Consider the following 13,035-nt stretch of genomic DNA (forward strand, 5'->3'; position numbering starts at 1 on the left):
TTTCATGGCTTTTTTGGGACGTTGCTGGCGCTTGATGCTCGTGGGACTGTCCCTTGCGGCCATTCTGACGGCGCCCGCCAATGCCCAACTCGATTTCGATACAAGCGCTCCTTACGCCATTCTTGTCGATCATGAATCGGGTACGGTCCTGTTTCAAAAGGAAGCAGACACCCGGATCGAACCGGCAAGCATGGCCAAATTGATGACTGTCGCTGTCATACTCGATTTGGTCGATAGTGGTGCGTTGAGTCTTCAGGACCAGTTCTTCATTTCGGAAAATGCCTGGCGAACTGGTGGAGCGCCTTCAGGTGGATCGGCGATGTTTGCCGAACTCGGATCGCAAGTCAGCGTTGATGATCTGCTGCACTCGGTCATCATCCAGTCCGGCAATGATGCATCGATCGCCCTGGCCGAAGGTGTCGCGGGAAGCGAAGCGGCATTTGCGTCGATCATGAATGAATTTGCCGCCGACATTGGTTTGGCAGACTCGCATTTTACCAACGCCAGTGGCCTTCCGGATCCTGACATGCATGTCACCGCCCGCGATCTGGCCAATCTGGGCCGCTACATTATCCGAGAGTTTCCCGACTACTATCCGGTATTTGCCATTGATGAGTTCACTTGGAACAATATTCGGCAGTCGAACCGCAATGGGCTTCTCGGTCTCGGAATCGGCGTTGATGGCCTTAAGACCGGCCACACAGAATCTGCTGGCTACGGTATTGTCGTCTCGACAACCGAGGGGGGGCGTCGTTTGGTTGCCGTCCTGCACGGCATGGACAGCGTCAGCCAACGGAACGAACAGGCCCGTGCACTGATCACATGGGGCGCTCGGAGCTTTGAGCGTATTCCGGCCTTCGCAAATGGAGCGATCGTTGGCGAAGCCAGTGTTTATGGTGGAGAGCGCGCCAGCGTCGGTCTTGTCGGGGAGGGAAGTATCGATATCTACCTACCGCGCGGCAATCGCCGCTGTCTTTCCGCGAGCATTACCTATGCTGCACCCATCCTTCCGCCAGTTCGCGCCGGTGACAGGCTTGCGCAACTCAACATACTTTGCGATGACCAGATTATTCAGACCGCTCCGCTATATGCGGCTGAGGCCGTTGGGCAGGGCGATGTTGTTCGTCGGGCGACGGATGCGATTTGGGAACTGGCGTTCGGCTGGTTTTAGAACCAAAACCAACGACTTTGAGCCTGTTCGCGAATACGAACCGCGACATCTCGATGTTATCTCAGAAATGATGTCGGCCCGGCGGCAGCAACAGGATTTGATACGAAAACGATGGCGGCAGATCAGCACCGATCGATCAGACCCCGATTTATAACGTTCGAGGGTGGGGAGGGCGTAGGCAAGTCGACACAGGTTCGCCGCCTCGCCATGCGGCTATCGGAAATGGGCATTTCAGTCGTCCGTACCCGTGAACCAGGCGGCACCCCAAAGGCTGAGGCTATCCGGTCGTTCATATTGCAGGGCAATCCAGAAAGCTGGGGCGTAGGCGCTGAAGCCGTGCTGTTCGCATCAGCGCGTCTCGACCACGTCAATCAGCTCATTGCGCCGTCTCTGGCGGAGGGAAAATGGGTCATTTGCGACCGATTTGCCGACTCAACCCGCGCCTATCAAGGACTGACGGGCGGCGTCGATGACAAGCTGATCGACGCGCTTGAGCACCTGGCTCTGAACGGGCATCTACCCGATCTCACCATTATTCTCGATATGGATCCCGACATCGCCTTTGAGCGCGTTCGCAAACGGGCGCTTGAAGAAGGCATGGCCGATGTTGTCGACCGCTTCGAAAAAGAAGATCTCGCGTTTCATCGTCGCCTACGTGAGAATTTTCTAGCCGTCGCAATCGCAAATCCGGGCCGTTGTGTCGTGTTGTCGGCCGACACCGAGGAGGATGTGCTCACTGAGGCTATCTGGAGAGCAGTGCTCGATCATTTCCCAGACCTGGCTGAGAAAGCGGCGTGGGGATGAGTATGGAGCGCCGCGAAGCTGACCAGATCGAGAACGTTCCAGCCCCCGAATTCGGAATGCTTGTGGGCCATCAAGCCCCTCTTGCTTCGTTGATGACAGCGCTCGATCGCAACCGCCTTCCAAGCGCCATTTTGCTGCATGGTCCGCGCGGCATCGGCAAGGCAACATTTGCCTTCGAGATTGCACGAGAAGTGCTTTCGCGCACGTCCGATGAGACCGAGGAGCGGATAAGCGCCCAGGTTGCTGCTCTTTCTCATCCCAACCTATCCTTGTTGCGTCGCACCACAGACCCCGCAAATGCGCAGAAATACTACTCTGCAATTCGGGTCGACGATGTCCGCGCCATGCGCGATTCACTGCATCAGACGCGGGGCAGGGCAGGCTATCGCATCGCCATCGTCGATAGCGTAGATGACTGCAACGCCAATTCGGCCAATGCGCTACTTAAGACGCTCGAAGAACCGCCCTCCGACACCATGTTCATTGTGCTCTCCCATCGACCGGGCGGCATGTTGGCGACGATCCGGTCCCGTTGCCAGAGCTTCGGCCTGCGTCCGCTTAACGACCAGCAGACGGGTCAGATCATCACCAAAATACGCCCTGATATCGCGCCGCAAGATGTTTCTCGCGCTGTTGGTTTTGCAAACGGTCGGCCACGCCGGGCTTTTGAATCGCTGATGCTTGAGGAAGGCGATGTTCTGGATGCGTTGCAAACCTGGCTCGAGAACCCGGCCGCCCATCCCACCCGCGCCCATCTTAAGATTGCCGAAGGGCTGGCCGCCTCGAAAGGAGCCGAACTCGGTTTTGCTCAGGATATGATCCGCGACTGGCTCGCCACAGAGGCAGAAACAGCCGCACGCGCGGGCTCTGGTTCGCGTTTCCGCCTTGCTTCGGCCAATGGGCTGTGGGAGAAGGCCAACGCCCTTATCGCAGATGCTGATATCTATAATCTTGACCGGCGGCAAACGCTGGTCGCTGTTTTCGATTTTCTGCGCGATCATGTGCGCAGAACCACGCCCGTGAGCTGATTTCCCTATGAGCCGCCCGACCTTTTACATCACCACGCCCATCTTTTACCCCAACGGCGTTCCCCATATCGGTCATGCCTATACCGCCATTGCAAGCGACGTCATCGCGCGCTTCCATCGGCTGGACGGTAAGGATGTGTTCTTTCTGACCGGGACCGACGAGCATGGCCAGAAGATGCAGCAGACCGCTGAGAAGGAAGGCATAACGCCGCTTGAGCTGGCGACCAAGAACTCGCAGGCGTTCAGGGACCTATGGGCAACCCTCAATGTTTCCTACGACGATTATATCCGGACGACCGAGGACCGTCACCACACCGCATCACAGGCGATCTGGAACAAGATGGTCGAAAAAGGTGACATTTATCTCGACTCTTATTCAGGCTGGTATTCAGTCCGCCAGGAAGCGTTCTTCGACGAGAAGGAAACGAAGCTGGGCGAGGACGGTGTGCGTCGGGAGCCCCTCGGCTCCCCGGTGGAATGGGTTGAAGAAGAGAGCTATTTCTTCCGGCTTTCAGCCTATGGCGACAAGCTCTTGGCTCATTACGAGGCCAACCCAGGCTTTATTCTACCCGCCGAACGACGCAATGAAGTTGCCAGCTTCGTTAAATCCGGCCTACGCGATCTGTCGATTTCCCGTACCACTTTCGACTGGGGCGTACCTGTTCCCAACGATCCAAAACACATCATGTATGTATGGGTCGATGCACTGACCAATTACATTACGGCCGCCGGCTACCCCAACGAGAGCGCCGAGCGCTGGAAGTACTGGCCGGCCGACGTTCATATGATCGGCAAGGACATCGTGCGTTTCCATGCCGTCTATTGGCCCGCCTTCTTGATGAGCGCCGACATCGAATTGCCCAAGCGCGTCTTTGCCCACGGGTTCCTCTTCAACCGCGGCGAGAAGATGAGCAAATCAGTCGGCAACGTCGTCGATCCGTTCGAGCTCGTCGCGAAATACGGCCTCGACGCCATGCGCTATTATTTCCTGCGCGAAGTCTCGTTCGGCAGCGACGGCTCTTACAATCACGAAGCCATCGTCAACCGTATCAATGCCGACCTTGCCAACGACTTGGGCAATCTCGCCCAGCGCTCGCTTTCCATGGTCTCCAAGAACTGCGATGGGCAGGTGCCCACACCCGGGGAATTATCCGCCGAGGACACCGCAATCCTTTCCGCCGCCGATGCTCTGCTCGAAACCTCGCGCAAGGCGATGGACGATCAGGCCATCCACCAGATGCTCAATGCCGTCTGGCAGGTCGTGGCCGATGCCAACCGCTATTTCGCGGGACAGGAGCCCTGGGCGCTGCGCAAGACCGACCCGGCCCGCATGGCCACTGTGCTCTACGTCACGATCGAAGTGGTGCGTCAGGTCGCCATTCTCGCCCAGCCCGTCATGCCCGCATCGAGCGAAAAACTCCTCGACCTTCTCGGTCTTCATGCCGAAGGACGCTCTTTTGAGCAATTGGGGAACTACGGGCGCTTGGTTGGCGGTACTGCACTGCCCACACCGCAGGGTATTTTTCCGCGCTACGTGGAAAAGGACGAAGGCACGGCCTGATGCTTGTCGATAGCCACTGCCATCTCGATTTCGACGTGCTGGCCGACGATATCGACGGCGTACTTTCGCGCGCGCGCGACAATGGCGTGAGCCATTGCGTCACCATTTCCACGCGCATCCGCCGCTTCGATACACTTCTGGCCATCGCCGAAAAGCACAACAATGTCTTCTGCTCGGTCGGCACGCATCCGCATAACGCGCATGAAGAACTCGACATAAGCCTGGAAGAAATAGTCGCTCTATCCCAGCACTCCAAATGTGTCGCCATCGGCGAAGCCGGCCTCGACTACCACTACGATTCCTCACCCCGCGACGCGCAGGCTCGGGGTTTCCGAACCCACATCGCCGCGGCGCGACAGACCGGACTGCCGCTGGTCATCCACGCCCGCGCCGCCGATGACGACATGATTGCCATTCTCGAGGAAGAAACCGGGCAGGGGGCCTTCCCGTTCGTTCTGCACTGCTTTTCGTCAGGGGCCGAACTGGCGCGCCGAGGCTTGGCATTGGGCGGCTACGTCTCGTTTTCCGGCATCGTCACCTTCAAGAATGCCGCCGAAATCCAGGACGTTGCCAAATTCGTCCCCGAAGACCGTTTTCTTGTAGAGACCGACGCGCCATACCTTGCGCCTGTACCGCACAGAGGCAAGCCGAACCAGCCCGCCTACGTGCGCCACACAGCTGAAAAGCTGGCGGAGCTGCGTGGAGTTTCGTTCGATACCATCGCAGAACAATCTACCCGCAATTTTGCGCGCCTGTTTTCAAAGACCGGGCTGATCGTATGAGCGGCAGTCCGGCGACACACCTCACCGCCCGCATCCTTGGCTGCGGATCGTCCGGAGGCGTGCCACGCATAGGCAACATGTGGGGCGCCTGCGATCCAGACAACCCAAGAAATCGCCGTCTCCGCTGCGCGCTGCTCATCACCGGTAAACGCGAAGATTCCGATGGTGTTACCCGCGTCCTGATCGACGCCGGGCCAGATTTGCGCGAGCAAATGCTGGCTGCTGCTGTGCCTGAGATCGATGGTGTGTTTTTTACGCATGAACACGCCGATCATACCCATGGCATCGACGATTTGCGGGTATTGGCCCTTAACGCAAAGCGTCGCGTCAACGCCTATATGTCGACAGAAACTGAAGTACGGCTGCGCGAAGCCTTTGGCTACTGTTTTTCATCACCTGAAGGATCGTCTTATCCTCCTATCCTCAATACCAACTCGATAGCCGACGGAGAAAACATCTTGGTCGAAGGGGCAGGGGGCACAATAACGCTGAGGCCATTCGAGCAACAACATGGTTCCATAACCTCCTTGGGTTTCCGTATAGGGAAACTAGCTTATTCGTGTGATTTATCGAGCATTCCCAGTTCGTCACTTTGGGCGATTAAGGACCTCGACACTTGGATTATCGACGCTCTGCGCTACACGCCGCATCCCAGCCATCTCAATTTTGAACAAGCGCTGGACCTCATCAAAATGCACGCCCCGCATCGCGCTATTCTTACCAATCTTCATGTCGATATGGACTACGCGACGATCGCAGCTGAAACTCCGCACAACGTCGTTCCGGCCTTTGACGGCATGGAGATTGAGATCAAGCTCTAGCGCCGCATTGATCCGTAAGGCACAGTAGCGCGATCCCAAGGACGCGCAATGAGCACACCCGACACCTCCGAAACTGCCATTCGCAATACCCGCTGGGTCCTACCCGCCACGATATTGGGGTCCAGCCTTGGGTTCATCGATAGCTCGGTGGTCAACGTCGCATTGCCCGCCATACAATCGGATTTGAACGCTGGATTGGCCACGGCCCAATGGGTAGTCAACGGTTACATGCTCATGTTGGGCAGCCTTATACTGCTTGGCGGGTCCATCGGTGATCGATTTGGGCAAAGGCGTATATTTCTCTGGGGGCTTATCGGCTTTGCCCTGGCTTCGATTGCATGTGCATTGGCTCCGACTCCGCTTACTCTTGTTGCAGCGCGAACCATCCAGGGCATTGCAGCGGCGTTTCTCGTTCCGTCGAGCCTGGCGCTGATCGGCTCGGCCTTTACGGGAGAAGCACGCGGCAGGGCTATCGGAACATGGGCGGCGGCAGGCGCCCTGACGACCGCGCTTGGTCCGCCATTCGGCGGTTGGCTTGTCGACACCATCGGCTGGCGCGCCATCTTCTATATCAACATCCCCATAGCCGCCGCGGCCCTGGCGATGGCTTGGCGCATCGCCACGGCGCCCACCAACCGCACCTATCGCGATTTCGACATCGCCGGCACCATAATCATGGTCGTTGGGCTAGGTCTGCTCTCTTTTGGGCTCATCACTGCAGGGGAGGGCAACGGGACCATCGGCGGCTTGGCCATCGCCGCATCGATACCCTTCGCAATCGTCTTTTTCGCCATCGAACGTCAGGCCAGCGAACCACTCGTACCCATGGGACTTTTTGCCAACAGCCAATTTTCCGGAGCGAACCTGCTCACCATAACGCTCTATGCCTCGCTGTCGGGCTCGCTGTTCATTTTGCCCTTCGTGCTCATCTACGCCCATGGCTACAGCGCCACCATGGCTGGCGCCGCGCTTTTGCCGTTCTCGATTTTGCTCGGTCTGGGTTCGCGTTTTGCCGGGGCGCTCGCCAAACGCATCGGCACACGCGTCATGCTGATCGCCGGCCCGTCGACGACGGGCGTGGGCTATGTCGTCCTGGCCCTGATGGTCGATCTGGGCTCCTATTGGCTGGCCTTCTTTCCGGGCCTCGTAGTCATCGGCATTGGCATGACCATAACCGTCGCGCCGCTCACGACGGCCGTGTTCGACGCTGCGCCCGACGATGCCGGCGGTACAGCATCGGGCATCAACAATGCTGCTTCGCGCATCGGCGGGCTGATTGCAGTTGCGGCCCTCGGTTTCGCCTTCGGCGGCACCGATCTCGCAACCCTATCGCCCGATACCCTGAACATGTCCTATCGCTGGATCATGGCAGCGGCTGCATGCCTTGCCTTTCTCAGCACCTGGGCCGCCGCCGCATCGATTGGAAAGGGACAGTAGTAAACCCCTGAAATTAGCTGGTGAGCCGTGTCTCCAGCACAGCCATGTCCGGCACGAACCACAACGTCAGGCCGGTGTTGGTTTCATAGACATAGTCGTGGAAGGCTTTGCTGGCCGCCAAATAGCGCGAGACATCGCCGACGATCACCAGGCGTATGCGATAATTGGCGGCTTTCTGCGCCAATTCACCCAGCAGCCCCGAGCGCAGTTCGAAAACTTTCTCCGGCAGACAGCTGGTCGGCACCGCAACGATTTCCACCTCATGCTCCCACGCCACCCCGATCAGATCGTTTGGCACGGTCGCAGCCGGCAGATCATTGGAGGCATCGAGAACAAGGACATTAAAATTGCCGAGTTCAAGAACGCAGCTATCCATCTTTGAAATTCCACGTTGAAATAAGCCGCGCTTGTACCAGCCGCACAAGATCATGGCCAGATGGCCGATATCGCGTGGCCTTCACATGAGAACGGGTTGACGCCATCAGAACCCAATTAGCTGATGCGCAAGACGGAAACGTCAGAATTTCGGCATTTTCATATATGCATAAGTTCCATAATATATATTATGCGAATCTTGTATATCTCAAAGCGATGCTGTCCGTGGCCTCCGTCGAACGCCCTAAACCTCCGTCCAGGGTTCGACCTCCACCTCCGGCCAGACGCGTCTGGCTCGCTCGCCCTTCTCGATGTGAGCCCGGCGGCTCTTGCCCAGTCTGTTCGGCGTGACGCGGAATGCAAAAAGATCGCTCAGCCCGAACGGCGCCTCGATCCTGAGACTGCCGTGTTCGTCCAGCGCGACGGCAACCGCATGCGTGCGGGACGCATAGCGCATCAGGGCTTCGGCCGATGATGTAAGCGGCGGGACGGCGAACCCGAATTTTTGTCCGAACCACAGATGCACCCGGGCCTGATTGCGGATTTCGACAGGCACCGGAGCGTTCAACAGCAGCGCTCCAACCCGCTGTATCACAGCGTCCTCGGCCGCATAACTCAAGTCGGCGTCATCGAAATAGATGACGTCGATATCCTTGACACCATGCCAGATCGGCCGGCTCGTAAGTGCATTCCAGACGGTCTGATAGACAGCCCCGCCGCCGACCATGACCTGCGGCAAGCCGGCCGCCCGCAAATCCTCAAGGACGCCCATCAGCCCGGGATTGCCGCGAACCAGAGCTTCCAGCGCAGCAAGCTGCTCTGCGGGCGACACGTCTGCATATCGCAAATGATCCGGCATGGCGCTAGCTTAGGGCAATTGCACCCCGCGCCCTACTCCACAGTCACCGATTTCGCCAGATTTCTTGGCTGATCGACATCGGTCCCCATGAAAACGGCAGTGTGATAGGCCAGAAGCTGCACGGGTACCGCCGCCAGGATCGGCGCGACGAAAGGATGAACGCGCGGCATCTCGATGATATCGTCAATCCCAGCGCCGGCCTCGGCCTTTCCCTCGGCATCGGTAATCAGGATGATCTTGCCGCCGCGCGCCGCGACCTCGTGCATGTTCGACAGCGTCTTTTCCATCAACTCGTCCGATGGCGCCACCACGATCACCGGCATCTCCTCGTTCACCAGCGCGATCGGCCCATGCTTGAGTTCCCCTGCCGCGTAGCCTTCGGCGTGAATATAGGAGATTTCCTTGAGCTTGAGTGCGCCCTCGAGCGCAATCGGATACAGCTGCCCGCGACCAAGATAAAGCACGTCCTTGGCTCTTGAAAGATTGCGCGAGATTTCCTCGATACGTCCTTCAGATCGCAGCATTTCCGAGATGTTGCGCGGCAATTCGATGAGCGCCCGCACCAGTGCATGGGCATCAGATGGGCTCAGCACCCCCCGCGCCTGCCCGGCTGCGATCGCCAGGCTGGCGAGAATGGAAAGCTGCGCCGTCGTCGCCTTGGTCGAGGCCACGGCGATTTCTGGTCCGCACAGCGTTGGGAAAATGACGTGGCTCTCGCGCGCAATCGTTGATTCCTGCACATTGACCAACGCCGCAATGTGCTGTCCCTCTTTAGCCGCGTAGCGCAGAGCAGCAAGCGTATCGGCTGTCTCGCCCGACTGGGAGATAACGAGCGTTAGTCCGTCTTTTGGCAGCGGCGGCTCGCGATAGCGAAACTCGGATGCCACATCCACATCCACGGGTAGCCGTGCGTATCGCTCGAACCAATATTTGGCCACCAAACCGGCATAAAATGCAGTGCCGCATGCCGTAATCGTCAGGCGAGATAGCTTGGCGAAATCGAAAGGCAATGCCTCGCGCAGTTTCACCGTCTCTCCGGCCAGATCAAGATAGTGCGCAAGCGTATGCGAAACGGTTTCGGGTTGCTCGTAAATTTCCTTGGACATGAAGTGGCGATGATTGCCTTTGTCGGCCAGCGCTGCAGATGCTGACGACACTTGCCGTGCACGCTCGATATGATTGCCGTCGAAATCGAAAATTTCCACCTTCCCCGGCGTAATGACGGCCCAATCCCCTTCTTCGAGATACGTGATCTGATTGGTGAAAGGTGCCAGGGCAAAAGCGTCGGACCCCAGATACATTTCATTCGTGCCATGCCCCACAGCAAGCGGCGACCCCTGCCGCGCGGCGATCAGCAATTGATCCTCACCGGCAAACATGAACACCAGACCGAACGTTCCGCGCAGCTTAGGAAGCGTATTTTCTACGGCCTCACGGGGAGAAACGCCCCGCTCGATTTCCCGCGTCACCCACAGTGCCACGGACTCCGTATCCGTTTGACTGGAGGGAAAATATCCATCACGAGCAAGATCTTCGAGCAGATCTTTAAAGTTCTCAATTATACCATTATGGACAACTGCGACCTTGCCCGCCATATGAGGATGCGCATTGCCTTCGGTTGCGCCACCATGAGTTGCCCAACGCGTATGCCCAATCCCGATAGTGCCTTCGAGAGGCTCGCCTGCAAGCTTGCTCGCAAGGTTGTTCAACTTGCCTTCTGCGCGTCGGCGATCCAGTCCGCTACTGCTTAGTGTTGCAATTCCGGCGCTATCATAGCCGCGATACTCGAGACGACGCAAAGCGTCGACAAGCCGGTCGGCAACTGGTTCGACCCCTATAATTCCAACTATGCCACACATGCCGCCGCCCCTATTTGTTGTCTTTGATGGCCTTGAAACGCGCATTGAGCGCCTTGCCATAGCCCGGCTTGTTGATCTGCCGCGAGCGCCCAATACCCAAGGCATCGGAAGGAACGGGCTCGGTTATCACCGACCCCGACGCGACATAGGCTCCATCGCCGATCTCGACCGGCGCCACCAGAGCCGAGTTCGATCCAATAAAAGCGCCTGTGCCTATTAAGGTCTTGGCCTTGTTATAGCCGTCATAATTGCAGGTCACTGTACCGGCACCGATATTGGAACCCGCCCCGATCTCAGCGTCACCGATATAGGTCAGATGGCTCACCTTGGCCCCCTCCCCGATATCCGCATTTTTGACCTCAACGAAATTGCCAACCTTCGCCCTATCGCTGAGCGAAGTGCCGGGCCGAAGTCGCGCGAACGGCCCAACATTGGCATACGGCCCAATGTGGGCGCCCTCGACATGAGAAAACGCGTGAATCACAGCGCCGCTTTCGATTTTGACGCCAGGGCCGAACACGACATTCGGTTCGATCTCCACATCCTGCGCAATCTCGGTGTCGTACGAAAAATAGACGCTTGCCGGATCGTGCAATGTCACACCGGCAGCCATGAAATCTTCGCGCCGCGCTGCCTGGAATACGGCTTCGGCTCGCGCAAGCTGCGCACGGTCGTTAACGCCCATAACACTATCTTCGGGCGCCACGGCGTATCCGACCTCGTGCCCAGCCTCATTGGCAAGCGCGACAAGGTCAGTAAGATAATATTCGCCTTGGGCGTTATTGGTGCCGACTTTGTTGATCAGAGCTGTAAAAACCTCCGCCCGGAAAGCCAGAATGCAGGCGTTACACAGCCCGATTTCACGTTCGCTTTCACTGGCATCCTTGTGTTCACGAATGGCCAGCAATTTTTCGCCATCGGTGATGAACCGCCCATATCCAGTCGGATCTTTCGGCTCGAACCCCAATATCGCAACGTCCAGACCGGCATCGAGTCGCGCCGTTACACGCGAAAAATCGGCTCCACGCAGCAATGGATGATCGCCATAGACGACAGCGACATAGCCTTTGGCCTCAGCAAACGCCGGCTGCGCCATCGAAGCGGCGTGGGCAGTCCCCTTCCGTTCAATCTGCTCAAAGAATGCGATATCGGGATCGATGCCAGCCATCGCCCTGCGTACCGCGTCGTGGCCAGGACCGGTAATCATTGCGATTTTGGATGCTCCCGCATCGTGCGCTGCCTGTAAGACGTGTCCGGCAATTGGCCGCCCGCCGACTTTGTGCAGCACCTTGGGTTGTGCTGACTTCATGCGCGTGCCCTCGCCCGCTGCCAGAACAATTGCCATAAGATCGGTCATATCTGTTTCCCCAGCCTTTGTTTGCCGCCCCTCTTAATCATCTTTGTGGCGGCACGGTGTTGGCAGTTCCCCTAACAGATCCGCGTAACCGCTCCGTTTACATTTGTCTGTCTACACTCAGCTTTGATCTGATTCGCCTAGAAAGCGGGACATATTTAGGTGCCAAAGCCGAAGCGGTTTTCCCTGCCAGACGATCGTACCGAGATTGCCCACTGGGGCGTCGCGGCAATTGTGTGCGGATCAATCGCTATCGCCTCGATCAACTTGTCGGCGCTTCTGCCCGCCAACGCCCTTGGTGGCCTGCATACGCCCTTTCGGGATGGCGCCAATTATTACCAGATGCGCAGCCAGCTTGCCGAATTGGCCGAAGATCGCACGCGCATCATGGCTCAATATCGAGCGTTACTGGCTCGCTTTAATGTGCTCGATGACAATGGCGGCGAAGCCATAACGCGCCTCGGAGCACTCGAAAAAAGCCTTCCCCTTCTGATCGAATCCCTGCCCCTTACCAGTGATATCGACCGCTCACTGCTCACAGCGTCAATAGCAGACGCGGCTGAAGAAATTTACCAATTCGACGGTAGCAAGATGGTCGTGCGGTACAGTCCGCTCTTCGAAGGCGCTGTGCCTACCCCAGCAGCCGACCAGCCGATGCCGCCTCTGCTAGTGCCTACGGCTCCTCCAGCATCCACAACGACGCGGGTCGACGTTACGGCGCTTCAGGGGATCGCCGTCGGCCCCGACGTCACGCTCGCCGATTCGCCTGCGCTCTACGCCGAAATCAGCGCAACGGCCGGAATGCTGCTCCTCGGCACGGCTCCGCTAGCCGTCGAATCTTCACAACCTGACTACAGCCGGATCGTACTTGGCCCCCTGCCCGATCTGCCCTCCGCAGAGGCGCTTTGCGCCCGTATCGTAAGGCTTGATCTGACCTGCGAGCCCGCACCATACGCAGGCACGTCACTTCCACGATGAAGTCTA

At 58.0% G+C, this 13,035-nt stretch carries 12 protein-coding genes; 8 read left to right on the top strand and 4 right to left on the bottom strand.

Annotated features, from left to right (window positions below; translation table 11 throughout):
- Window positions 1–34 precede the first annotated feature (34 nt).
- The 7 genes from ACN0TA_RS08025 (at window position 35) to ACN0TA_RS08055 (ending at window position 7,604) form a co-directional block, all read left to right on the top strand.
- Entirely contained in the window at window positions 35–1,171 is a 1,137-nt protein-coding gene (locus tag ACN0TA_RS08025) for a D-alanyl-D-alanine carboxypeptidase family protein (protein ID WP_417582100.1), read from the top strand.
- A gap of 111 nt (window positions 1,172–1,282) precedes the next feature.
- Window positions 1,283–1,975 carry a dTMP kinase gene (gene tmk, locus ACN0TA_RS08030; protein WP_417581549.1) on the top strand — a complete coding sequence of 231 codons (693 nt, stop codon included), beginning with the start codon at window positions 1,283–1,285 and terminating at the stop codon, window positions 1,973–1,975.
- 2 nt (window positions 1,976–1,977) lie between these two features.
- Complete coding sequence (locus ACN0TA_RS08035) at window positions 1,978–3,003, top strand: AAA family ATPase (protein WP_417581551.1); 1,026 nt, start codon at window positions 1,978–1,980, stop codon at window positions 3,001–3,003.
- Between the two features lie 7 nt (window positions 3,004–3,010).
- A complete protein-coding gene (gene metG, locus ACN0TA_RS08040; RefSeq protein WP_417581553.1) occupies window positions 3,011–4,564 on the top strand; it encodes a methionine--tRNA ligase in 1,554 nt (517 codons plus the stop codon).
- Window positions 4,564–5,346, top strand: a complete 783-nt coding sequence (locus ACN0TA_RS08045; protein WP_417581555.1) for a TatD family hydrolase — start codon at window positions 4,564–4,566, stop codon at window positions 5,344–5,346. The genes metG and ACN0TA_RS08045 overlap by 1 nt, the downstream gene beginning before the upstream one ends.
- Entirely contained in the window at window positions 5,343–6,167 is an 825-nt protein-coding gene (locus tag ACN0TA_RS08050; RefSeq protein WP_417581557.1) for an MBL fold metallo-hydrolase, read from the top strand. The genes ACN0TA_RS08045 and ACN0TA_RS08050 overlap by 4 nt, the downstream gene beginning before the upstream one ends.
- A 48-nt stretch (window positions 6,168–6,215) precedes the next feature.
- Window positions 6,216–7,604, top strand: coding sequence for an MFS transporter (locus ACN0TA_RS08055; protein ID WP_417581559.1), 1,389 nt, complete (start codon window positions 6,216–6,218; stop codon window positions 7,602–7,604).
- Between the two features lie 13 nt (window positions 7,605–7,617).
- Here the strand turns inward: ACN0TA_RS08055 and ACN0TA_RS08060 are convergent, their stop codons facing one another.
- The 4 genes from ACN0TA_RS08060 to glmU form a co-directional block, all read right to left on the bottom strand.
- A complete protein-coding gene (locus ACN0TA_RS08060) occupies window positions 7,618–7,980 on the bottom strand; it encodes a DUF4180 domain-containing protein (RefSeq protein WP_417581561.1) in 363 nt (120 codons plus the stop codon).
- A 243-nt stretch (window positions 7,981–8,223) separates the two neighbouring features.
- Entirely contained in the window at window positions 8,224–8,838 is a 615-nt protein-coding gene (locus tag ACN0TA_RS08065) for a nucleotidyltransferase family protein (RefSeq protein ID WP_417581563.1), read from the bottom strand.
- Between the two features lie 32 nt (window positions 8,839–8,870).
- A complete protein-coding gene (glmS, locus tag ACN0TA_RS08070; RefSeq protein ID WP_417581565.1) occupies window positions 8,871–10,697 on the bottom strand; it encodes a glutamine--fructose-6-phosphate transaminase (isomerizing) in 1,827 nt (608 codons plus the stop codon).
- Window positions 10,698–10,707: 10 nt separating this feature from the next.
- On the bottom strand, window positions 10,708–12,054 hold the full coding sequence (glmU, locus tag ACN0TA_RS08075) for a bifunctional UDP-N-acetylglucosamine diphosphorylase/glucosamine-1-phosphate N-acetyltransferase GlmU (protein ID WP_417581567.1): 1,347 nt from the start codon (window positions 12,052–12,054) through the stop codon (window positions 10,708–10,710).
- Between the two features lie 159 nt (window positions 12,055–12,213).
- Between glmU and ACN0TA_RS08080 the strand changes: the two genes are divergently transcribed.
- A complete protein-coding gene (locus ACN0TA_RS08080; RefSeq protein ID WP_417581569.1) occupies window positions 12,214–13,029 on the top strand; it encodes a hypothetical protein in 816 nt (271 codons plus the stop codon).
- Window positions 13,030–13,035: the final 6 nt, after the last annotated feature.

Source organism: Pelagibacterium sp. (genome assembly GCF_048264985.1).
Lineage (GTDB): Bacteria > Pseudomonadota > Alphaproteobacteria > Rhizobiales > Devosiaceae > Pelagibacterium.

Bases quoted from the DNA above. Each gene is read 5' to 3' on its own strand.
- ACN0TA_RS08025 (WP_417582100.1), top strand. From the start codon at position 35: ATGCTCGTGGGACTGTCCCTTGCGGCCATTCTGACGGCGCCCGCCAAT.
- tmk (WP_417581549.1), top strand. From the start codon at position 1,283: ATGGCGGCAGATCAGCACCGATCGATCAGACCCCGATTTATAACGTTC.
- ACN0TA_RS08035 (WP_417581551.1), top strand. From the start codon at position 1,978: ATGGAGCGCCGCGAAGCTGACCAGATCGAGAACGTTCCAGCCCCCGAA.
- metG (WP_417581553.1), top strand. From the start codon at position 3,011: ATGAGCCGCCCGACCTTTTACATCACCACGCCCATCTTTTACCCCAAC.
- ACN0TA_RS08045 (WP_417581555.1), top strand. From the start codon at position 4,564: ATGCTTGTCGATAGCCACTGCCATCTCGATTTCGACGTGCTGGCCGAC.
- ACN0TA_RS08050 (WP_417581557.1), top strand. From the start codon at position 5,343: ATGAGCGGCAGTCCGGCGACACACCTCACCGCCCGCATCCTTGGCTGC.
- ACN0TA_RS08055 (WP_417581559.1), top strand. From the start codon at position 6,216: ATGAGCACACCCGACACCTCCGAAACTGCCATTCGCAATACCCGCTGG.
- ACN0TA_RS08060 (WP_417581561.1), bottom strand. From the start codon at position 7,980: ATGGATAGCTGCGTTCTTGAACTCGGCAATTTTAATGTCCTTGTTCTC.
- ACN0TA_RS08065 (WP_417581563.1), bottom strand. From the start codon at position 8,838: ATGCCGGATCATTTGCGATATGCAGACGTGTCGCCCGCAGAGCAGCTT.
- glmS (WP_417581565.1), bottom strand. From the start codon at position 10,697: ATGTGTGGCATAGTTGGAATTATAGGGGTCGAACCAGTTGCCGACCGG.
- glmU (WP_417581567.1), bottom strand. From the start codon at position 12,054: ATGACCGATCTTATGGCAATTGTTCTGGCAGCGGGCGAGGGCACGCGC.